The organism is Martinezella sp. CNPSo 3959, assembly GCF_057784355.1.
Genome location: NZ_JBXSOV010000001.1, coordinates 1,336,619 through 1,356,324, shown reverse-complemented (window position 1 = coordinate 1,356,324; position 19,706 = coordinate 1,336,619). Strand labels below are relative to the sequence as shown.

The following is a 19,706-nucleotide window of genomic DNA, read 5'->3' as shown; positions in this document are numbered from 1 at the left end:
TTCTACTGGAACATTTCTCCGGGATAAGCGCCCCAGAGCTTGTCCTGTCGGATATAACCCCTGGTGGCGTGGTCGCGGACGGAGACGCGGCACCACGTTCCGGTGCAGAACTGCAGTGAAACCAGCACGCGGGGCTGCAGCTCAGCGATCGTCGTGGCGGCGGGATTCGGATCGGCGCGCAGCGTGGCATTCTTCGCCAGCCAGGGGGCGATCAGAGCCGTACGCGCTCCGGAAAGCAGGACGCTGTGCATCCAGCCGGTAACGCCCGTATCGTCGCGGACCTGCCGCCAATGGCCGTATTCGTCGATGATCTCCAGGGGAAGACCCGGCTTCATATAGATCCATTTCGTGGCATAGATCGTCGACGGGCCGACGCGCATGCGCGCCTTCTGGGCGCGAAGGGAAACATAGCGTGGGATCGGCAAGCCGGTTTCACGCCCCTTGTTCCATGCGGTGGCCGTGGCGGCTATCGGCTTTACCGGCATTGCGCCTGCCAGGACGGCGGAACTCAGAAAGATGAGAGCAAGGCCCAGGCCGGCCGATATTGTGCGATGGTAAGTCAATGACTCCCTCCTGAGTTATCTCTCCGGCGACAACACTGTAATGGTTCGATTCTTGCCAAACGGTTTAGGAACTGCCGCCTCTGGGTCCGTCCGCAGATCCGGTGCCTGAGTTAAAAAAGGAGGTGGGCGTCGCTTCTTATCTCGTTCTCTTCATTTAAGTATCAATTTTCTCTAATATATGAGCAAAGTATAATTCGTAAATAAACACGGTAAATATTCGTAGTTAATCAGGTTTTAACTCCTTTTCATCATTATTCCCGCCATGTCATTTCAATTGGCAAGCTTTTGCTGTGCCAAGGGCAAGAAATTTGGAGCCAAAGCCATGATGAAAACCCTGATTGGGGCACTTGCCACTTTGCTTGTCGGCACGTCGGCCTTTTCTGCTGATCTTTATACGCCCGAACCGGTACAGCCGGCGCCGGAAGTGACGGTCGCTCAATCCAGCGGCTGGTATCTGCGCGGCGATGTCGGCTATGCCTTCACGAACCTGCGCGGCGCGAACTACTTCCAGGGCTCCAATGCCAGCCTGGTCGATTTCGATCGCGCCAAACTGGACGGCAATGTCACGCTCGGTGGCGGTGTCGGTTACCAGATCAACAACTACCTTCGCACGGACTTGACGCTCGACTATCTCTTCAAGTCCGACTTCAAGGGCTCCACGAAGGGCGATTGCGGTGCCTGCGGCCCAGGCTTTACTCCGACTGCGGCAACCTCGCGCGATCTTGCCTCCCTGACGGCCTATAGCTTGCTTGCCAACGCTTATGTCGATCTCGGCACCTACGGCATCTTCACTCCCTATGTCGGCGGCGGTCTCGGCGGCACTTACGTCAAGTGGAGCAATCTGAAGAACACGTCCTGCTCCGACGCCAACCCGGATTCCTGCGACGGAACGGTCTCGCATAACGGCCGGGGCAGCTGGCGCTTTACCTATGCTCTGATGGCTGGTACCTCCATCGATCTGACCTGCAACCTCAAGGCGGATGTCGGCTATCGTTATCGCCACGTTCAGGGCGGCGACATGTTCGGCTACAACGAGAATGGCGGCCCCGGCTACGACAAGGGCCTGAACCTGCACGAAGCCCGCATCGGTGCCCGCTATACGTTCGGAGGCTGCCAGACGGCAAGCTACATGCCGCCGGCCGATATCCCGGTCCAGGCGCCGGTCTACAAGTAAGACATATCCATTCAAGTTATTGAAAAGCCGTCCGGTTTCTCGCCGGGCGGCTTTTGTTTTTCCTCTATTCCGTTAAGCAATTCTTCGTCGCCTTAAAGCTTCATTAACCATGAATTCCTTATGGTTAATGAAATGAGAATGGCAGCTTTCCCGCTCAGACCCAGACATATGAGATATCAAGGGGAGCTAGCCGGTTCGACATTCGGGCGCGAGCCCGAGGATGGAAGGCGAGGGGTAATGATCCGTTTTGACGCTTTGGCGCTGGCCGCAGCGATGGCAGGCGCATCGACGGGTATTGCGTTTGCGGCCGATGCGACACCGCCGGAAATCAAGATGTCTGAGGTGAGCGTCAAGGATGCCAAGGGATGGTATGTGCGCGGCGATGTCGGTTATGCCGTCAATGCCAGCCGCGCCGACACGAAATTTCGCGCCTATGATCCTGCGGGTGGCGATTACAGTTCGAGCAGCTTTGATTCGACGCGGTTCGGCGGGGATTTTTCCGGCGGTCTCGGTGTCGGCTATCAGTTCAACGATCTGTTCCGCGCGGATGTGACGGGCGATTTCTTCAGCGGTGATTTTAATGGCCGCATTTCGAGCGATTCGCCGTGTTCCGGCGGTGCTGGCGGCACGGGATGCTCCACGAAGGCCCGGTCCTCGTTCCGGGCCGGCAGCCTGATGGTTAATGGCTATGTCGATCTCGGGACGCTCGCCGGCTTCACGCCCTATGTCGGTGCCGGCCTCGGCGCCACGCGGGTTTCCTGGAGCAGCGTCAACGCCATCGGCTCCTGTGTCGATGGTACGTCGGGCTGCGGCGGCGCTGCCTCGGTCAGCGCACGCTATCCTGGTGACAGTGACTGGCGCCTGACCTACGCCTTGATGGCGGGTGTGGCTTATGAGGTCGCGCCGAATATCAAGGTCGATCTTGGCTACCGCTTCTCCCATATCGCGGGTGGTGACATGTTCGGCTATTCCGCCGCAGATACGGCTGCAGGCGCCGGCGGCACGGCGGGCCGCGACGGCGCGTTGTCGCGCCATGAGATTCGCGTGGGCTTGCGGATCACTACTTGGTAAAACCCGAGGCTTACGGCGTCGTCAGTACGTAGGCGATACGCCGAAAGAAATCCACGGTTCGGAAGATGTGTGCGGGTATGCGCTGCCAGGCCGGTGCCTTGGCCGCGCGGTAGTCGCGACGCCAGCCGATCATCGTCGTTCGCTGCAGTCGGCTAAAACCGGCAATATTCGCGCGCGTACTGACGATGGAGATATTCATGTCCCAGCCGCGCTCCACGGCCACATCCCAGGGCAGCGACATGATGGCCAGCGATTTCACGATCTTTTCGGCGCCTTTGCGCGTGACAAGATAGCAGGCCGTCGAGCCTTGTGGACCAAAGAGGCAGCGTCCGACGATATCTCCCTTGCTGCTCCGGCCCATGGCACGAAAGCCGTTCCAGCGGTGATTGACGAGCTTGATCAGGTCGGCATTCGGCGCAGCATTCTTCGCGGCCACTGTGCGTGCGAGGAAATCGATATCCAGCGCAACATCATCTTCGATGACCACGGCCATTTGGTCGCCGCTCGCCAAAAACTGTTGCAGCGCCAACAGGTGACTCCGGTAGCAGCCATACTCACCGGGCAGGATGGTGCGGCCATGCCGGCGCTGGAAGCGATCGTGATCTACATCGATCCATTCATCGCGCGGGATGAGGGCACCGTCGACGCCATGAATACGCTCGAATCGAAAACCGAACTCATCGCTCTGCCGCTGAATCTCCGCCAGCCGTTCGGCTGCCCGGTCGATATTGATAAGATAGACCGGCATGGTTTGTGACGGCGTAAAAGAAGTTTCGGCGAGCGCAGTTAGGGACATCGAGCACACTTGATAATTTCCATCGGCGCAAAACGGCGAGCGCCTAGCCATATATGATTGTGCATCAGCATAGAAACTAGCTCTTGTGGCACTAAATTTGGCTTATTTCCATTGCGCGTGCCTTGCCTGGCATCAAAATCTCGCACGAAATCGTGAGGGAGCGCCATGAGCAATTTTTATTGTTGCGCTAACGGGCTGCTTCCAATATATCCGGCGGCGGGACACTCCTCCCCAACGAGGAGCTTTCTATCTGAGAGGATAGCATCATGACTAAGCTCGCCAAGCCGGACATCCGTCCGAATAATACTCATTTCTCTTCTGGTCCATGCTCGAAGCGCCCCGGTTGGACGCTTAACGCTCTTTCCGATGCGGCTCTTGGCCGTTCGCACCGCGCGAAAGTCGGCAAGGCAAAGCTGAAGCAGGCCATTGATCTTACCCGCGAAATTCTGGAAGTGCCGGCGGATTATCGCATTGGCATCGTTCCGGCTTCCGACACCGGTGCCGTCGAAATGGCGCTCTGGTCGCTCCTCGGCGAACGCGGCGTCGACATGCTCGCCTGGGAAAGCTTCGGCGCGGGCTGGGTTACCGACGTCGTCAAGCAGCTGAAGCTCAAGGACGTCCGCAAGCTCGAAGCCGGCTACGGCGAGCTGCCCGATCTTTCCGCTGTCGATTTCGACCGCGACGTGGTCTTCACCTGGAACGGCACCACGTCGGGCGTCCGGGTTCCGAACGCCGATTTCATCCCGGCCGACCGCAAGGGCTTGACGATCTGCGACGCCACTTCGGCCGCCTTCGCTCAGAACCTCGATTTTGCCAAGCTCGACGTCGTCACCTTCTCCTGGCAGAAGGTTCTGGGCGGCGAGGGCGCCCATGGCGTCATCATTCTGTCGCCGCGCGCCGTCGAACGCTTGACGACCTATCAGCCTGCTTGGCCGCTTCCGAAGATCTTCCGCATGACCAGCGGCGGCAAGCTGATCGAAGGCATCTTCACGGGTGAGACGATCAACACGCCTTCGATGCTCTGTGTCGAAGATTATATCGATGCTCTCCTCTGGGCGAAGGATCTCGGCGGCCTGAAGGCGCTGATCGGCCGTGCCGATGCCAATGCCAAGGTCATCCACGACTTTGTCGCCGCCAACGACTGGATCGCCAATCTTGCCCTCAAGGCGGAGACGGAATCCAACACCTCCGTCTGCCTGAAGATCGTCGACAAGGATGTCGTCGCTCTCGATGCCGATGGTCAGGCGAATTTCGCCAAGGGTCTGGTTGCGCTCCTTGAGAAGGAAGGCGTCGCCTATGACGTCGGCCATTACCGCGACGCGCCGTCGGGCCTGCGCATCTGGGCCGGTGCGACGATCGAAGCTTCCGACATGCAGAAGCTGATGCCCTGGCTCGCCTGGGCTTTCGAAACGCAGAAGGCGACGCTCTCCCAGGCTGCTGCCTGAGGTTTGAAGCGTTTATGGCTCCGCCGGTAAGGTGGAGCCCAGCATCCCGAAATTCTCGTTGTTTTCATGCAATTCCACGCGGAAAGCCGTTTTCATACCTTTCCCGGATTGCTCGTCTTAGCTGACCCTTTTCAGGAGGCCTCCATGGCACCTCGCGTTCTCGTATCCGACGAACTGTCGGAAACCGCTGTCCAGATCTTCCGCGATCGCGGCGTCGAAGTCGATTTCCAGCCGCAACTTGGCAAGGACAAGGACAAGCTGTTCGAAATCATTGGCAATTACGATGGTCTTGCCATCCGTTCCGCCACCAAGGTGACGGAAAAGATCATCGAAGCGGCCAAGAACCTCAAGGTCGTCGGCCGCGCCGGTATCGGCGTCGACAATGTCGATATCCCCGCCGCTTCGCGCCGCGGTATCATCGTCATGAACACGCCGTTCGGCAACTCGATCACGACGGCCGAACACGCCATCGCGCTGATGTTTGCCGTTGCCCGTCAGCTTCCGGCGGCCGATGCCTCGACGCAGGCCGGCAAGTGGGAAAAGTCGAAGTTCATGGGTGTCGAAATCACCGGCAAGACGCTCGGCATCATCGGCGCCGGCAATATCGGCTCCATCGTCATTGCCCGCGCCCTTGGCCTGAAGATGCATGTTCTTGCCTATGACCCGTTCCTGTCCAAGGAGCGCGCCGAGGAAATGGGCGTCACCAAGGTCGAGCTCGACGAGCTCTTCGCCGGCGCCGACTTCATCACGCTGCATGTGCCGCTGACCGACAAGACCCGCAACATCATCGATGCCTCTGCGATCGCCAAGATGAAGCAGGGCGTGCGTATCATCAACTGCGCCCGCGGTGGCCTCGTCGATGAAGCGGCCCTTGCTGCCGCCATCAAATCAGGCCATGTCGCCGGCGCCGCCTTCGACGTCTTCGAAGTCGAGCCGGCCAAGGAAAGCCCGCTCTTCGGCCTGCCGAACGTCGTCTGCACGCCGCATCTCGGTGCCTCCACGACAGAAGCGCAGGAAAACGTCGCCCTGCAGGTCGCCGAGCAGATGGCTGATTACCTCGTCAAGGGCGCTGTCTCGAACGCCATCAACATGCCTTCGATCACGGCTGAAGAAGCGCCGATCCTGAAGCCGTTCATCAAGCTTGCTGACGTTCTCGGCGCCTTCGTGGGCCAAGTCACGGACGATCCGATCAAGGAAATCGAGATCCTCTATGACGGCGTCACCGCCAACATGAACACGAAGGCGCTGACGAGCGCGCTGCTTGCCGGCCTGATCCGCAATCAGGTTGCCGACGTCAACATGGTTTCGGCGCCGATCATGATCAAGGAAAAGGGTATCGTCCTTGCCGAAGTCAAGCGCGACAAGACCGGCGTCTATGACGGCTACATCAAGCTGACTGTCACGACAGACAGCATGAGCCGCTCCGTCGCCGGTACCGTCTTCTCGGACGGCAAGCCGCGATTCATCCAGATCAAGGGCATCAACCTCGATGCGGATGTCGGCAACCACATGGTCTATATCGCCAATACCGACGTTCCCGGCATGATCGGCTTCATCGGCACGACGCTCGGCTCTGCCGGCGTCAATATCGCCAACTTCCAGCTCGGCCGTGACAAGCAGGGTGGTGATGCCATCGCGCTTCTCTATGTCGACGGTCCGATCAGTGATGAGGTGCTCGGCAAGCTGACGGCGCATCAGGCGATCCGTCAGGCAAAGCCGCTGGTGTTCAACGTCGATTGAGCCTGCCCGCCCTGAAGAAGGGCGGCAGCTATAGAACTCCGCTCCTCCCAAGAGCCCATGCGAAAGCCTGGCGCGACATAAGTTGCGCCGGGCTTTCTTCATGGTTGTGAGGGTTGTGGATAAGCCCGGTCCACAGGCTATCGGGGGCGATGAAACGCGCCTATCTCTATGTCATGGAGGCTTTGCGGAAGAACATCCTCGGGGAAGGAATGGGCACGCCGATCGAATGGCTGGCGAAACCCGTTTCCGTGGCGATCGTGCTCTTTGCGCGAGCCATTACCGCCGTTCGGGCGATCTGGCCCGAAAGCGGCATGCAAACCCGCCGCTGCGTCTATTTCGCCAATCACTCCAGCCATGGCGATTTCATCCTGATCTGGACTGTCCTGCCGCCACGATTGCGCCGCCGCGTACGCCCGGTAGCGGGCGCCGATTATTGGCTGAAATCGCCGCTGAACAGCTTCATCGGCCGGGACGTCTTCAACGCCGTGCTGATCGAACGGGATCGTGAAGCGCGCAAGGAAGATCCGGTCACTCAGATGACGCAGGCGCTCGATGCCGGCTCCTCGCTGATCCTGTTTCCAGAAGGCACCCGTAATCTCACCGAGCAGCCGTTGCAGCCCTTCAAGAGCGGGCTTTTCCATCTTGCGCAGGCTCGCCCTGATATCGATCTGGTGCCCGTCTGGATCGACAACCTCAATCGCGTCATGCCCAAGGGCGAGTTCGTGCCCATTCCGCTGATCTGCACCGTCACCTTCGGCGAGGCGCTGCATATCGGCGAGACCGAAGAGAAGGCGGAGTTTCTGGCGCGGGCCGAAGCGGCGCTGCTGGCGCTGGCGCCCAAGCGGGCGGGAGACTGAGCATGGAAGCGGCAAGCGCCGATCTGATCCACCTGGTCCTTGGCATTTTCGGCGTTCTGATCGTCGCCTCCGTCATCGGCTACGTGCTGGAGCGGCGACTGTCGCCGGACGGATCGAATGCCGCGATTGAAAATCTGAATGCGCGCATCAAAGCCTGGTGGGTGATGGTGGTGCTGATCGGCATCGCCTTCATTGCCGGGCGCGCCGGCGTCATCCTGCTCTTCGCCTTCTGCTCCTTTGCGGCGCTGCGCGAATTCATGACGTTGATCAACACGAAGCGGGCGGATCACTGGGCACTTGCCGCCGCCTTCTTCGTGGCCTTGCCGGTGCAATATTACCTGCTCTGGGCCGAACAATATGGCATCTATTCGATCTTCATCCCCGTTTACGCCTTCCTCTTCATGCCGATCATCGCGGTACTGCGCGGCGACACGGAGCGGTTTCTCGTGCGCATCGCCGAGGTGCAATGGGCGCTGATGATCTGCGTCTTCTGCGCCTCGCATGTGCCGGCGCTGCTGACGCTGCACATTCCGGGCTATGAAGGCCGCAATGTACTGCTGATCGCTTTTCTGGTGATCGTCGTGCAGCTCAGTGACGTCCTGCAATATGTCTGGGGCAAGCTATTCGGGAAAACGAAGATCGCGCCGCGTCTGTCGCCATCGAAGACGGTGGAGGGTTTCGTCGGCGGCGTCATCAGCGCCTCGCTGATCGGGGCGGCGCTCTGGTGGGTGACGCCGTTCACGCCGCTGCAGGCCGGGCTTCTCGCCTTCGTCATCACGATCATGGGTTTCTTCGGCGGGCTTGTCATGTCGGCGATCAAGCGGGATCGCGGCGTCAAGGATTGGGGCCATCTCATCGAGGGCCATGGCGGGCTGATCGACCGGCTGGATTCGGTCGTCTTCTCCGCGCCGATCTTCTTCCATCTCGTGCGCTACTGGTGGTCGCTGTCATGAACGGAAAGCTGAAAGCGCTTGCCGGCAGCAGCATCGTGCATGTGCTTTTCGCCTTCCTCGCCATGGGCGGCTGGGCTTTCTTCGCCAATCGCATGCACCCGATGCCGAGGCCACTGATCGCGGGCTTCGTGCAGGGCGTGCTTTCGGGCTGCCTGACACTGTTCCTGAAATCCGTGGTCGAAGCTTTGTCGCGCCGGTTCGGCGGCTTTACGCGCCTTTGGGCGCCGCCGCTGATCGCCTGCCTGGGTTCGGCAACGATCCTGGTCGTCATCCACGCGCTGAGCGGCACGCCGGAGATCCTGAAAACCATCGCCGTACCGCTGCTGGTCTCTTCCAGCTATGCGGCGATCTACAATTATTCGATATCGGGCGGAAGGCCGCGAAATCATGAGGGATAAGGGCATATGACCGGCGAGGGAACAGGCGACAGGCGGCCGCTGGCGAGCCGCAACACGCGGTGGGCACAGGCACTGGCGCGGCGCATGACTAGGCTTTCAGTGACGCCGAACCAGATCTCGCAGGCAAGCATGGTCATGGCGGCACTGGCGGCCGCCTCGTTCTGGCTCTCCGGCGTCGTTGGCAGCGTGGGGGCGCGGGTGATCTTACTGATCCTTGCCGCCTTGTTCTGCCAGCTGCGTCTGCTCTGCAACCTGCTCGACGGTATGGTGGCGGTCGAGGGCGGGAAAGGTGAGGCCGATGGACCATTCTGGAACGAATTTCCGGATCGCATTGCTGATATCCTCATCTTTGCCGGTATCGGCTATGGCATTGCGATGCCGGGCCTTGGTTGGGCCGCCGCCGCCTTTGCTGTGCTGACGGCCTATGTCCGCGAGCTTGGCCGTGCCACAGGCAATTCCAGCGATTTCGGCGGTCCGATGGCCAAGCAGCATCGCATGGCGGTTGCGACGGCAGGGGCTTTGCTTTCGATTATAGAGGCGTTATGGAGCGGCGGCAGCTGGGTCTTGATCATCGCGCTTTGGGTCGTTGCCGTCGGATCGGCGGTGACAGTCCTGCGGCGTAGCCGCAATCTGATTCGGCATTTGAAGGCAAAGGGATGATTCGCGATTTCGCCCACCCCTTGCATGGGTTGGCAATCCTTTCTATATCCGTCCACAATTGAGGCTGGCTGCAAAGAGCGGCTAAAGGCCCTGTGCAATGAAAATTCGCCGCTTTTGCATGGCATGCGGCGGCAACAAGCATGATCCCGAAAAGTGTGCAGCGGTTTTTGGATCAGATCATGCGAAATGAAATCGTGAGAGCGTGACGACGTTTCGAAGAAACGTCTCCCGCTCGGCAGCATCGAAGATCGTTCAAGACTGGCGGCAACGACCGTGAATACACTGGATTTTGACAAGAGGCCGGAAGATACCCGTGTCGTCGTCGCCATGTCGGGCGGTGTCGACAGTTCCGTCGTCGCCGGCATTTTGAAGCGGCAGGGCTATGATGTGCTCGGGATCACGCTGCAGCTCTATGACCATGGCGCGGCCGTGCATCGCGCCGGCTCCTGCTGCGCCGGCCAGGATATCGACGATGCACGCCGTGTCTGCGAAACGCTCGGCATCCCGCATTATGTGCTCGACTATGAAAAGCGCTTCCGCGAGACGGTGATCAATCCCTTCGCCGAGAGTTATGTCGCCGGCGAAACACCGATCCCCTGTGTTGCCTGCAACCAGACAGTCAAGTTCGCCGATCTTCTGCTGACTGCCAAGGAACTCGGCGCCGATGCGCTGGCGACCGGCCATTATATCCGCTCGCGCCCGAATCCATCTGTGGAGCACCCAAATCGCCGCGCCCTCTATCGCCCGGCCGATGCCGATCGCGACCAGAGCTATTTCCTCTTTGCCACGACGCAGGAGCAGATCGACTATCTGCGTTTTCCACTCGGCGGCATGCCGAAGGCCGAGACGCGCGCGCTTGCCGAAGAGATGGGCCTCGTCGTCGCCAAGAAGGCCGACAGCCAGGACATCTGTTTCGTGCCGCAGGGCAAATATTCCGATGTCATCGCCAAGCTGAAGCCGAATGCGGCGCTTGCCGGCGAGATCGTGCACCTTGACGGCCGCGTGCTCGGCCAGCACGAGGGTATCCTGCATTACACGATCGGCCAGCGCCGGGGTATCGGTGTTGCCACAGGCGAGCCGCTTTACGTCGTCTATCTCGACGCCCGCTCGCGCCGCGTCATAGTCGGCCCGAAGGAAGCACTGGAAACGCACCGCGTCTATCTGCGCGACGTGAACTGGCTGGGCGACGAGTCGCTCCTGCAGGCCGCTTCCGGTGAAGGCTATGCCTGTTTCGCCAAGGTGCGGTCCACCCGCGCACCGTCCCCGGCTGTGCTGCATGCCGATGCCAGCGGCATCTATGTCGACCTCACCGTCGGCGAGGCCGGTGTGGCTCCCGGGCAGGCCTGCGCGCTCTATTCGGCACCCGGTGATGACGCCCGCGTCTACGGCGGCGGCTTCATCGAACGTTCGGAACGTGAGCCGATGGCGGAGGCGTCTTTGAAGGCGCTGCTGGCAGGCCCGGTGGCTGCCTGAGGGCAGGCGGCGTCGGCGTCAAGAGAAAGCACTGATTTTTCCAAATCATCCGCTTGACACCAAGCCGAACCGCATCTTATAAGCCGCTCAACCGACGAGCTAGCGCTTTCGAGCGACAGTTTGTTTGACCTTTGCATTTGATGTTCAACATCAATTGCGGCGTGGCGGAGTAGCTCAGTAGGTCAGAGCAGAGGAATCATAATCCTTGTGTCGGGGGTTCAAATCCCTCCTCCGCTACCAAAATTTCCACAGTGTTGAAAGTTCTCGTAATCGAAAGCTCTTAGCGACCTGCTAGGCGTGCTTGTCCCTATGGGCACGCAAGCTAAACCACTTCGACACTTGCGAGGATCTGATTCAGGAGCCCGCTGCTCCGATCCCTTTGGGGCCGTCGAGCCGGGTTACGTTGTCATCCAAGGTTCGCACCGCTGTTGCCAGGGTCGCCAGTGCTGACATCATGAGGGCATGGTCCTGGCCTTCTTGGGATTGCGATTGGGACAGAGCAAGAGCGCGATCGTGCAGCTGTTGGCCGATTGTGTCGAGCCGATCAATGATTTCCTGGTTCATAGCCATCTCCTTCACAGGCCAATTCGGCAGAGGTGCCATATGGCAATGCATGGTGGGGCTTATTTGTTCCGGGCGAACCTTATCGACGCGCGGTAACTGTGACCGGTATACCGCCCCAGCTTTGACGGGGAGCTATTTCGGATATTCATCCGAACGCCATAGATGTTGTGGGCGAGAGTGCCCTCACACAAACTCGACGCCCATGCTGTTGATTTTGCGCCAGCGTACTGCACATGCCATCAATCTCTCGTCCGAAAGTTGCAGATCGAAGGTGTTGGGTGCTGCGAGAGGATTTTCGATTTGGATCAGGGCGCCGGTATCGGACAGGTTTCGCACGAGGCAATCGAAGACCGAATGTCCATCGTTGAAGATGATTTTTGCGCCGAGAAGCGTTCGCTTTCGGGGCGCTACCCGGCCTTCGGGTGAGAATGCCGTCATGGGATTGGCTCCTTGACTTTTGTCTTTGCTAATGTGGCATGTTCTAATATCGAAGATATTAATGAGAATCCGCAAATTGAACGGTTTCCACTTATTGGCGGGGAGGCAACCTAAGCGTCGGATAAATGCAGGCCGGTCGAAGCTTGGGGCAGCCGGAATACATTGACACTTCCCCATTCCCGAGAGGCCATCCCCGGCACGCTTTCCGTTGAAAATATCTCGGCAGAGCCGGATGGACGACGTCGCCGGCGAACAACCCGCCGTCATTTGCGTTGTATTTTCAAATGGCCCATGGAAATCCACGCAACATATCTTGCAAGACGAAACCTGCTCTGGCACCGTGCTGCCGTAGGGGATCGGGGTTTTCAATGAAACTGTTTTTGGCGGTGGCCACCATGCTGGTGGGCGCCAGTTCCGTAATGGCGGCAGATGATACCGTGAACAATGCGTTCCGGGTCTGCAAGATGATCGACAATACCGGCTTGTTTACAGCGCCGTGCCAGGTGTCCAGCCGCAGGTACGCCGTCATGGCGACAATAGATCTGCCGAGCGCCGATGCCAGAAAGGCCTGCGCGCAGATTACCGGCGTGGCTTCGTCAAAGGGGTTCCATTTCCCTGGAGGAGAATGGACCGTGCAAATCAAGTCACCGACAAGCGGCGACAAGTCCATCGCATCTTGCAGATTGCCGAAATAAAGCACCCTGGGAAAGGTGCGCAGCGGTTTTCCGTCCGGAATTGCGTAAAAGCACGGGGATGAGCGTTTCGCGATCGGAAAAATCGGAAAGGTTCCAGCGCCTCAGGCCGAGGCGTTCAGTTCCTCTTCGGCATAGGTAAGCTGCAGTTCCATCTGCACCGCATGCATGAAGAGGCCTGCTTGCCGCGAGATTTCGCCGTCTTCCATTCCCTGTTCGCGCAAGGCGTTGGCAAAGATTGCCATTTCCGAACGCCAGAAGCGGTTTGCCGCTTCGCCATTTAGCTGCTGAAGGGCTGCGGCACACCGCCTGACATCACTGGTACGCCTGTCGGCCGGGAATGGTAGAAGCGACATATTCTCTCCGTCATTGGCAGGGCGAATCGCCTGCCTCTGTTGGCAAGATCGCCGGCACTCGTTCACAAAAAGTGAATAATGTCAGAGAGATCCCGCATGCCGCGGGAAGGGCGGGATGATTTCACTGCATGACGGATATGCCGGCCTCCCGTGCAGCCTTGATCAAGGCCTCCCTAACGGCTTCGGTGGGGACGGCACCAAGCATCGCTTCGAGGCAGATCCGCACTGCCGCGACATATTCCTCGCCATTTTCCACCGGCCAATACTCCAGCAGCAACTCCGCCGCCTGATGCACTGAATTGATACGGCGGGTTCCGCCGTTCTCTCCCATGACAAGCGTGATAGCCGGAAATGGGCGTAAAGTGTTTCGTTTCAAAACGTATTACCTCCGAAACATTCATGCTTCGGTAAGACTGCAAGAAGCGTTCCGGACCGTAAGTCTTGCCCGATGCCATCGTAGCTGAGGTCGTTTCTTGCCGACAGACGGCCACATTGCGCTCCTGTACTGCGGCCGAGATCGCTTCCGTGTCGCATCTGAATGACGGCGCCATTCTCGTAAAGCAAGACAAGGCCGGGACCGCTTCCCGGATATGCAGCCGCCCCGCTCTCCAATGCCTTCGCCTTTGGGCTGCTATCAAAGCCCCGCGAAAACCGCGAGGATCTGACAGCGGTTTGAGAATGGTTTGAGCCTCGCGAGAGCTCTAATCCAATACGTTTGCTTCCACGCAGGCTGCGATGAACATCTTCCTGGCTTTATCGCTCAACAGGGGATCGATATCGGCTTGGAGGCAGAGGCTTCGGGCGGAATCATATTTTTCGCCTCTGATGGTCGGCCAACGGAAAAGAAGGTGATTATGGGCTTCCTTGGGGCTTCGGACGGCCTCCGGCATTCCGTAGCCGATGCGCAAATAGACTGGCTCGTGCCAGCGGCCATCGCCGGCACTAAAAATACTGGTCATTTCGATGATGCTCCGACATTGCCTCCCGAAACTCCTGCAAGAGCAAAAAGTTTCGCAATATCCGGAAAATTGATCTTCAGATTGTAAGCGGGAAAGCGGCTCCAGCATGCGGCGATCTTGGAAAAAAAACGAGCATCCGGGACAGTCCCTCGATTGCTCACATCCAGTCCCGCCGGCTGACTTGGTGAACTATTCCACGACGAGATATGCAGCGTGTCCGCGCACGAAGAATGAGAACGCACTATGCTTTTATTGAACGACCGGCATCTCAAGAGGGACGCCAGCCTCGGATGCCGCGGCGACAAAGCTGTTGCGGGCCTCCACTGGTTGTCCCTGACCTCTTTCGACGTCGGCACAGACTTGCAGTGCCATCATGAACGCCTTGCCCTCTGCGACGGGCCATGCGTTCAGCAGCATGTCCAGCGCTTCTTTCGTGTTCGCGACCGTATAGACTTTTCCGGTACGCTTGCAGATGACCATGATGGGATTATTCCAGTCTTTATTATTCATGGCACGGGGCTCCGATCCGACGCGGCCGCAATTAACGCTACGGTGCGTGAAATCTCAAGTTAATTTCAAGACCATATCTGGAGCAGTCCGGAATTGTTTCAATCGTCGGAAATCAATTCGAGTGCCGGCGTGATCAACTTTCGAACCGCAACTTTCGATAGGGTGTTTTTCACAGAAAATCATCGTACGGAGATTACATGCACGGGGCAATGCGGTCATAAAAGACTTGTCGCGCGGCATGACCGGGAGAAGATGATGGGAAGCTTTGCGGAGATCAGGGAGCGCGCCGAGAAGCGCAAGGGCGGCGCCGATGGACTGAGGGCGCTGATGCCCAGAATGCCGAACCATGACGTGCTGCGGACGCAGCCCGACGATCGGATATTGTCGGAAATGACACGCTACATCTTCTATGCGGGTTTCGTGCGCAACGTCATCGATTCGAAATGGACGGGCTTCGAAGCCGCTTTCTCCGGCTTCGATCCCGCCTTCCTCAATCTCGCACCGGACGACTACTGGCATGATCTGACCTCCGATGTCCGGGTCATCCGCAATGGCGCCAAAATCATGTCGGTAAGGGCCAATGCGGAGTTCGTCCGCCGGCTTGCCGACGAGCATGGCAGCGCCGGCCGCTTCTTTGCCGATTGGCCGCTGGACGATCAGATCGGCCTGCTGGCTCTTCTGGACAAGCAGGGCAACCGGCTCGGTGGCATGACCGGACAATATCTGCTGCGCGCAATCGGTCGCGACAGCTTCGTCATGAGCCATGACGTTCTCGTCTGTCTGCGGCTTGCGGGCGTGCCCATTTCGGAAAGCAAGCCTACCAAGAAGGATTTGCGGCTGATCCAGGATCAGTTCAATGCCTGGCACGCGGAGACGGGTCTGCCGCTCACCTATCTCTCGCGTATTTGCGCCTTCTCTGTCGGTATGCCAGGGGAGGAGGACGAGGCCTGATTGATCTCATCCATCGAATGATATTGGATCGCCTCGGGATACAGGAGGAGCAGAATGACGACCGACAGCAGACCCTTGGCCATCAGTGCGCCGGAGCCGCGCTCGCTCGAGCTTATCTTCACCAAGGATGCCCTGACGCTCCTTCACTCGAAATATCGCATCGTAGAAGCCGATCCTGACGATGTCGCGGGATTAGGGGATGATGTGCTCGGCGAGGCGCGCTATATCATTGGCCAGCCGCCCTTGTCGAAGGAGACGCTCGACCGCATACCGCAGCTGCGCTGCATTCTGAATGTCGAGAGCAACCTCATCAACAATATGCCCTATGAGGTGCTCTTTGAACGCGGCATCCACGTCGTCACCACAGGTCTCGTCTTTGCCGAACCGGTCGCCGAAATCGGTCTTGGGTTTGCGCTAAGCCTGGCGCGCGGCATCGCCGATGCCGATCTTGATTTCCGTGAGGGCAGGGAGCTTTGGGGCGGCGATGGCAATGCCAGCGCCCGGCTGCTTTCGGGCAGCGATATCGGTATCGTCGGCTTCGGCGATCTCGGCAAGGCGCTGAACCGGGTTCTGTCCGGCTTCCGTGCCAATATCAGGGTGTTCGATCCATGGATGCCGCCATCGATCCTGAGAGAGCATGGCGTGCAGCCCACCGGGCTGGACGAGGTGCTGTCCGCCAGCGATTTCGTCTTCGTTGTTGCCTCCGTCACAAGCGAGAACAAGGGCTTTCTCGGCGCTGAGGCTTTTGCGAGGATGCGCAAGGGTGCAGCCTTCATTCTGCTTAGCCGGGCCGATGTCGTCGATTTCGATGCGCTCATGGCAGCGGTAGCCTCCGGCCATATCGTGGCGGCGAGCGACGTCTATCCTGAGGAGCCGCTCGCCCTCGATCACCCCGTGCGCAAGCTCAAGGGCTTTCTGCGCTCGGCGCACCGGGCCGGGGCGCTCGACAGCGCCTTCAAGAAAATGGGCGACATGGTGCTGGAGGATATGGATCTGATGGATCGCGGCCTGCCGCCGATGCGCTGCAAGCGTGCTGAGCGGGAAACGGTGTCGCGCATGCGTTCGAAGCCGGTGACGCGCAACTGACGGTGGTCGCACGAGGCACGAAACCGCAGGTGCATTTCCGAGTCGACTCATCTATCTCTCCCTCATAGCGTGCAGATGGGGATATCGATGGCAAACCGGGAAATTGACATAGCATCCGTGGCGAACAAGGGTCGCGTTACGGCATTCATCGGCATCATCGCCGTGATAGCCGTGCTGATGCTCGTCTTCAGTTCGTGGTACACGATTGATCAGGGCGAGCGCGGCGTCATCCTGCGCACCGGCGCAATGGTCGGCACGGCGGAACCGGGCTTGCATTTCAAGTTGCCCTGGATCGAGACCGTCGTCAAAATCCCGGTGACCCAGCAGGTCACCTATTGGACCTGCCAGAACGGCTCGAACTGTCAGGCCAACGAGCATCAACAGATGCAGGCCTATTCGCAGGATCAGCAGCCAGCGGATATGCGCGTCACCATCTCCTGGCATGTGCCGGCAGATGCCGTGGAACATGTCTATTCGGAGTTCGGTTCGCTCGGCAATCTGGAATCGCGCCTGATCGCACGGCGAGCTCCCCAGGATGTAAAGACCGTATTCGGCAAATTCACCGCCGCCTCCGTCATCCAGAACCGGGCACAATTCAACACCGACGTCCAGGCGGCGATCGAGGCGGGCATTCAGGGTCCGGTGCAGATCGACAGCGTGCAAGTCGAGAATATCGATTTTTCGGATGCCTATGAAAACAGCATCGAGCAGCGCATGCTAGCGGAAGTCGAGGTGCAGAAGCTGCGGCAGAATGCGGAGCGCGAGAAGGTGCAAGCGCAGATCACCGTTACGCAGGCCCAGGCCGCAGCGGACGCCCGTCGCGCCGATGCGCAGGCCCAGGCCGATGCCGTGAAGCTGCAGGCAGAAGCCGAGGCCGAAGCGATCCAGCTCCGCGGCGACGCCGAAGCGAAGGCCATCAAGGCCCGAGGCGATGCATTGCGCGACAATCCGAACCTGATCTTCCTGACCCAGGCGGAAAAGTGGAATGGTCAATTGCCAACCACCATGCTGCCGAACGCTTCGGTGCCGATGCTTAATCTCGATCAGCGCCAGAGCCCCGCCGCGTCGGCGGAGCATGAATAGCATCGATTGAGCCGAGCTAGAGCAGTTCCAGCAAAAGTGCGAAGCGGTTTTGCGTCCGGAACTGCGTAAAAACAAGAAGATAGAGCGTTTTCGCGATTCGAAGAAAAGCGGAAATGCTCTAGCGGCGGTCGAGCCGGTTGGCTAGGCGATCGCCCAGCCATTGCATGCCGCAGACCAGAATGATCAGCACGATGACGACGGCGATCATGACGCCGGTTTCGAAGCGCTGGTAGCCGTAGCGGATCGCAAGGTCGCCGAGGCCGCCGCCGCCGATCGTGCCCGCCATCGCGGAAGCCCCGATCAGAGTCACCAGCGTCACCGTGAAGCCGGCGACGATGCCGGGCATGGCCTCGGGCACCAGCACTTCGCGGATGATCGTCCAGCGATTGCCGCCCATGGCGCGCACCGCATCGATCAAGCCGCGATCGACTTCACGCAGCGAGACCTCGGCGATACGGGCATAGTAAGGGATCGCGGCGATGGTCAGCGGCACGATCGCCGCTGTCGTGCCGAGCGCCGTGCCGACGATCAGCCGTGTCAGCGGGATGAGGGCAATCAGCAGGATGACGAAAGGCACGGCGCGGAAGCCATTGACGAGCGCGGCAAGGACGCTGTTGATCGCAGGCTGCTCGGCAATGCCGCCGCGACCGGTGACGACGAGGGCGAGGCCCAGCGGCAGGCCGATGACCAGGGAGAGGAGGCCGGACGCAGCCGTCATCCAAATCGTCTCCCAGAAGGAGCGCCAAAGCAGGCCGAGTATCACATCAGTTGTCATAGCCTAAAACCTCCACCCGGGCGGAGCGGGCTTTCAGAAAATCGCTGACCTGCGCCAGCAGATCCGGATCGCGCGTCGGGACGGCGACGAAGAAACGGGCAACGGGTTGGTTCTGGATGTGGTCGATGCCGCCGTGAACCAGGCGAAAAGAGCGCGGCAGGGCAGCCGAGAGTTCTGCAAACAGTGCCCCTTGCGCGGCCGGACCGGCAAGATCGACGCTGAGGATCGCTTCGACGCCTGACGTCGGCGACAGGCGGGCGGCGATGTGCTCGGGAAGCTGCGGGCGGATGCCGCCGAGCAGGCTTGCCGTAATCTCCGTTTCGGGGTTGGCGAAGACCGTCCACACGGAACCTTCCTCGACGATCCGTCCGGCATCGATGACCGCGACGCGGTCTGCGATCGAGCGCACCACTTCCATCTCGTGGGTGATGAGCAGGATCGTCAGGCCGAGCTTGCGATTGATATCCTTCAGCAGTGCGAGGATCGACCGCGTCGTTTCCGGATCGAGCGCCGATGTTGCTTCGTCCGAAAGCAGCAGCGCCGGGCGGGCGGCAAGGGCGCGGGCGATGCCGACGCGCTGTTTCTGGCCGCCGGAGAGGGCGGCGGGATAGGCTTTTGCCTTATCGGCAAGGCCGACAAGATCAAGCAGCTCGCGCGCCCGCTGCAGCCGTTCGGCCTTGGCCACTCCCTCGATCTTCAGTGGCAGGGCGATATTCTCTTCGACGGTCTTTGCGGACAACAGATTGAAATGCTGGAAGACCATGCCGATGCGGCGGCGCAGTGGCTGCAGTTCCTTTTCCGAAAGGCGTGCGATGTCGCGGCCTTCGATATGGATCTCGCCGCTATCGGCGCGCTCTAGCCCGTTCAGGCAACGGATCAGTGTCGATTTGCCGGCGCCGCTGCGGCCGATGATGCCGACGATCTCGCCACGGCGCGCGGTCAGCGAAATACCGTCCAGTGCCGGCGTGCTGCCGAAGCGGCGGCGGACGTCAATCAGGCGGACAATTTCGTCGCCCGCCGCACGCTCGGGCGGCGCGTGTCCGTCGATTGATGTGGCCGGGATGAAGGAATTCATAGTGCTTCTCTTTGTAAAGGCGTCTTCCAGGTTGCCGAGGCTATATACCCCCCTCTGTCACTGTCGTGACATCTCCCCCACAAGGGG

Annotated in this window: 23 protein-coding genes and 1 tRNA gene; 13 read left to right on the top strand and 11 right to left on the bottom strand. The window is 59.6% G+C overall.

Going from position 1 to position 19,706, the window contains the following annotated elements:
• Positions 1-2: 2 nt before the first annotated feature.
• Positions 3-563, bottom strand: coding sequence for an SH3 domain-containing protein (locus AC13RE_RS06760; protein WP_488562368.1), 561 nt, complete (start codon positions 561-563; stop codon positions 3-5).
• 322 nt (positions 564-885) lie between these two features.
• Between AC13RE_RS06760 and AC13RE_RS06755 the strand changes: the two genes are divergently transcribed.
• Positions 886-1,737: an outer membrane protein gene (locus AC13RE_RS06755; protein ID WP_015340974.1), complete on the top strand. Its 852-nt coding sequence runs from the start codon at positions 886-888 to the stop codon at positions 1,735-1,737.
• Between the two features lie 237 nt (positions 1,738-1,974).
• A complete protein-coding gene (locus AC13RE_RS06750) occupies positions 1,975-2,808 on the top strand; it encodes an outer membrane protein (RefSeq protein ID WP_488562367.1) in 834 nt (277 codons plus the stop codon).
• Between the two features lie 10 nt (positions 2,809-2,818).
• Here the strand turns inward: AC13RE_RS06750 and AC13RE_RS06745 are convergent, their stop codons facing one another.
• On the bottom strand, positions 2,819-3,556 hold the full coding sequence (locus tag AC13RE_RS06745) for a glycosyltransferase family 25 protein (RefSeq protein WP_488562556.1): 738 nt from the start codon (positions 3,554-3,556) through the stop codon (positions 2,819-2,821).
• 314 nt (positions 3,557-3,870) lie between these two features.
• On the opposite strand from AC13RE_RS06745, the gene AC13RE_RS06740 reads away from it, so the two are divergent.
• The 8 genes from AC13RE_RS06740 to AC13RE_RS06705 all read left to right on the top strand — a co-directional run bounded on the left by AC13RE_RS06740 (position 3,871) and on the right by AC13RE_RS06705 (position 11,370).
• The gene (locus tag AC13RE_RS06740) at positions 3,871-5,049 is read left to right on the top strand and encodes a phosphoserine transaminase (RefSeq protein WP_488562366.1); all 1,179 of its coding nucleotides are present in this window, start codon (positions 3,871-3,873) and stop codon (positions 5,047-5,049) included.
• Positions 5,050-5,193: 144 nt separating this feature from the next.
• Positions 5,194-6,789, top strand: a complete 1,596-nt coding sequence (gene serA / locus AC13RE_RS06735; RefSeq protein ID WP_132717448.1) for a phosphoglycerate dehydrogenase — start codon at positions 5,194-5,196, stop codon at positions 6,787-6,789.
• A gap of 209 nt (positions 6,790-6,998) precedes the next feature.
• Positions 6,999-7,646 (top strand): lysophospholipid acyltransferase family protein, encoded by a 648-nt coding sequence (locus AC13RE_RS06730; protein ID WP_112335291.1) that lies wholly within the window; start codon positions 6,999-7,001, stop codon positions 7,644-7,646.
• A gap of 2 nt (positions 7,647-7,648) precedes the next feature.
• Positions 7,649-8,599, top strand: a complete 951-nt coding sequence (locus AC13RE_RS06725) for a phosphatidate cytidylyltransferase (RefSeq protein WP_488562365.1) — start codon at positions 7,649-7,651, stop codon at positions 8,597-8,599.
• Positions 8,596-8,997, top strand: a complete 402-nt coding sequence (locus tag AC13RE_RS06720) for a hypothetical protein (protein WP_132717446.1) — start codon at positions 8,596-8,598, stop codon at positions 8,995-8,997. The genes AC13RE_RS06725 and AC13RE_RS06720 overlap by 4 nt, the downstream gene beginning before the upstream one ends.
• Before the next feature lie 6 nt (positions 8,998-9,003).
• The gene (locus AC13RE_RS06715) at positions 9,004-9,657 is read left to right on the top strand and encodes a CDP-alcohol phosphatidyltransferase family protein (RefSeq protein WP_488562364.1); all 654 of its coding nucleotides are present in this window, start codon (positions 9,004-9,006) and stop codon (positions 9,655-9,657) included.
• Between the two features lie 273 nt (positions 9,658-9,930).
• Positions 9,931-11,130 carry a tRNA 2-thiouridine(34) synthase MnmA gene (gene mnmA, locus AC13RE_RS06710; RefSeq protein ID WP_488562363.1) on the top strand — a complete coding sequence of 400 codons (1,200 nt, stop codon included), beginning with the start codon at positions 9,931-9,933 and terminating at the stop codon, positions 11,128-11,130.
• Between the two features lie 163 nt (positions 11,131-11,293).
• Positions 11,294-11,370: transfer RNA gene (locus tag AC13RE_RS06705), tRNA-Met, on the top strand.
• Positions 11,371-11,484: 114 nt separating this feature from the next.
• On the opposite strand, the gene AC13RE_RS06700 is transcribed toward AC13RE_RS06705, so the two are convergent.
• The 7 genes from AC13RE_RS06700 to AC13RE_RS06670 form a co-directional block, all read right to left on the bottom strand.
• Positions 11,485-11,694: a hypothetical protein gene (locus AC13RE_RS06700; protein WP_488562362.1), complete on the bottom strand. Its 210-nt coding sequence runs from the start codon at positions 11,692-11,694 to the stop codon at positions 11,485-11,487.
• A gap of 183 nt (positions 11,695-11,877) precedes the next feature.
• Complete coding sequence (locus tag AC13RE_RS06695; RefSeq protein ID WP_132717441.1) at positions 11,878-12,132, bottom strand: PilZ domain-containing protein; 255 nt, start codon at positions 12,130-12,132, stop codon at positions 11,878-11,880.
• 280 nt (positions 12,133-12,412) lie between these two features.
• Positions 12,413-12,832 (bottom strand): hypothetical protein, encoded by a 420-nt coding sequence (locus AC13RE_RS06690; RefSeq protein ID WP_488562361.1) that lies wholly within the window; start codon positions 12,830-12,832, stop codon positions 12,413-12,415.
• A 96-nt stretch (positions 12,833-12,928) separates the two neighbouring features.
• Entirely contained in the window at positions 12,929-13,180 is a 252-nt protein-coding gene (locus tag AC13RE_RS06685) for a DUF6074 family protein (RefSeq protein WP_015340954.1), read from the bottom strand.
• Between the two features lie 121 nt (positions 13,181-13,301).
• A complete protein-coding gene (locus tag AC13RE_RS06680; protein WP_132717439.1) occupies positions 13,302-13,556 on the bottom strand; it encodes a DUF982 domain-containing protein in 255 nt (84 codons plus the stop codon).
• A gap of 325 nt (positions 13,557-13,881) precedes the next feature.
• The gene (locus AC13RE_RS06675) at positions 13,882-14,247 is read right to left on the bottom strand and encodes a DUF982 domain-containing protein (protein WP_488562360.1); all 366 of its coding nucleotides are present in this window, start codon (positions 14,245-14,247) and stop codon (positions 13,882-13,884) included.
• Between the two features lie 141 nt (positions 14,248-14,388).
• Positions 14,389-14,649, bottom strand: coding sequence for a DUF982 domain-containing protein (locus AC13RE_RS06670; RefSeq protein ID WP_132717437.1), 261 nt, complete (start codon positions 14,647-14,649; stop codon positions 14,389-14,391).
• A gap of 255 nt (positions 14,650-14,904) precedes the next feature.
• Here AC13RE_RS06670 and AC13RE_RS06665 point away from each other — a divergent pair, with 255 nt between their 5' ends.
• The 3 genes from AC13RE_RS06665 to AC13RE_RS06655 all read left to right on the top strand — a co-directional run bounded on the left by AC13RE_RS06665 (position 14,905) and on the right by AC13RE_RS06655 (position 17,769).
• The gene (locus AC13RE_RS06665; protein ID WP_488562555.1) at positions 14,905-15,600 is read left to right on the top strand and encodes a DNA-3-methyladenine glycosylase I; all 696 of its coding nucleotides are present in this window, start codon (positions 14,905-14,907) and stop codon (positions 15,598-15,600) included.
• Positions 15,601-15,654: 54 nt separating this feature from the next.
• Entirely contained in the window at positions 15,655-16,686 is a 1,032-nt protein-coding gene (locus AC13RE_RS06660; protein WP_488562359.1) for a hydroxyacid dehydrogenase, read from the top strand.
• An 87-nt stretch (positions 16,687-16,773) separates the two neighbouring features.
• Complete coding sequence (locus AC13RE_RS06655) at positions 16,774-17,769, top strand: prohibitin family protein (RefSeq protein ID WP_488562358.1); 996 nt, start codon at positions 16,774-16,776, stop codon at positions 17,767-17,769.
• A 118-nt stretch (positions 17,770-17,887) separates the two neighbouring features.
• Here the strand turns inward: AC13RE_RS06655 and AC13RE_RS06650 are convergent, their stop codons facing one another.
• Positions 17,888-18,544: a methionine ABC transporter permease gene (locus tag AC13RE_RS06650; protein WP_015340947.1), complete on the bottom strand. Its 657-nt coding sequence runs from the start codon at positions 18,542-18,544 to the stop codon at positions 17,888-17,890.
• Positions 18,534-19,619, bottom strand: a complete 1,086-nt coding sequence (locus AC13RE_RS06645) for a methionine ABC transporter ATP-binding protein (protein ID WP_488562357.1) — start codon at positions 19,617-19,619, stop codon at positions 18,534-18,536. The genes AC13RE_RS06650 and AC13RE_RS06645 overlap by 11 nt, the downstream gene beginning before the upstream one ends.
• Positions 19,620-19,706 lie beyond the last annotated feature (87 nt).